Source organism: Neisseria uirgultaei, assembly GCF_962719845.1.
Classification (GTDB): domain Bacteria; phylum Pseudomonadota; class Gammaproteobacteria; order Burkholderiales; family Neisseriaceae; genus Neisseria; species Neisseria bergeri.
Genome location: NZ_CAUIYF010000035.1, coordinates 1 through 1,257, shown reverse-complemented (window position 1 = coordinate 1,257; position 1,257 = coordinate 1). Strand labels below are relative to the sequence as shown.

Sequence of the window (1,257 nt, the reverse complement as noted above, 5' to 3'; positions counted from 1 at the left end):
CTAGATTCCCACTTTCGTGGGAATGACGGAATGTAGGTTCGTAGGAATGACGGTTTAGGTATTTTTATAGAAAGCCGTAGCAACTGTATTTTTCACCCCGTCGGGCAAAAATACCAAAACTCAAATCAAGCCGTTCGGATGCTGTTTTCGGTGGTACCGTTTTCGGCAAAATAATCACGCATCCGAGCATTCAATATCGTCAGCAGTTTGCGCATACATGCCGTAACGGCAACCTTATACGGCTTACCCTTGGACAGCAGGCGTTGGTAGAAATCCCGAATAAGCGGTTCAAAACGTGTTGCTACCACGGTAGCCATATACAGCGCCTTATGTACCGCAAACCTTCCGCCAAAGCAGCGGCTTTTGAATTTGGTTTCCCCGCTCTCCCTCGGGTGCGGGGCAATGCCGACCAAACTCGCTATCCGTTTGTGCGACAGCCGCCCCAATTCAGGCAGCATCGCCATCAGCGTAGCCGTCGTTATCGAACCGATGCCTTTGATTTGCTCCGCCACTTGGGCTTTGCCGTCAAAATGCGTGTGGGTGTGCTTGTCGATTTGTTTGTCCAATTCGTCAATCAGCCGGTCAAAATGGGCAATCAGTTGTTTGACGCTTTCGACTTGCGTTTCATGAACCTGATGCAGACGGTTTTTCTCGGCAGTCCGCATATCCACCAGCTGGTTGCGGCGGTTAACCAAGTCTTCCAACACTTCTTCCGTTTCTGTGGGCGGTTGGTAGAGCATGGTTTGCCAACCTTCTTTCTGTACCGTCATCTGTGCAAAGAAGGCGAGCATTTTGGCATCTTTGGCGTCGGTTTTGGTCAGCGACTGCGATTGGGCAAACTGATGCGTCTGACGCGGGTTGGCGATAATCACGGCTATACCTGCTCGGTGGATGGCTTTGGCGGCGGGGATTTCGAGACCTCCGGTACTTTCCATCACGACGAGTGCGACCTTGTGTTTTTTAAGGTATTCGATAGTATGGGCGATACCTTTGGGGTTGTTGGTTTCAGTTTTGGTTTTAGACAAAGACGAAACGGCGATGACGAAGTTTCGTTTGGCGATGTCGATACCTGCGTAATGGTATTGGGTACTCATCATAAACCTGCCTTGCATTCGGTTGTGTTGTCTGGCAACTGTCCGGTTGTGTCGATGGGTTGCCCTGCCGCTCCCTGTGCTACGCAACGGTTGTCTGCCTTGTGTGGGGTCGGGTGGCGGCCGGGCGGTTTGTTGCTATGATACAGTGATTACAATATACAAG

Annotated in this window: 1 protein-coding gene; it reads right to left on the bottom strand. The window is 50.9% G+C overall.

Translation table 11 applies throughout. The features are described from left to right. Nucleotides 1-125 precede the first annotated feature (125 nt). Complete coding sequence (locus Q9J32_RS10060) at nt 126-1,112, bottom strand: IS110 family RNA-guided transposase (protein ID WP_439652390.1); 987 nt, start codon at nt 1,110-1,112, stop codon at nt 126-128. Nucleotides 1,113-1,257: the final 145 nt, after the last annotated feature.

What these genes read in the sequence shown, in the direction of transcription:
- Q9J32_RS10060 (WP_439652390.1), bottom strand. Translation starts at nt 1,112, where the DNA reads ATGCAAGGCAGGTTTATGATGAGTACCCAATACCATTACGCAGGTATC.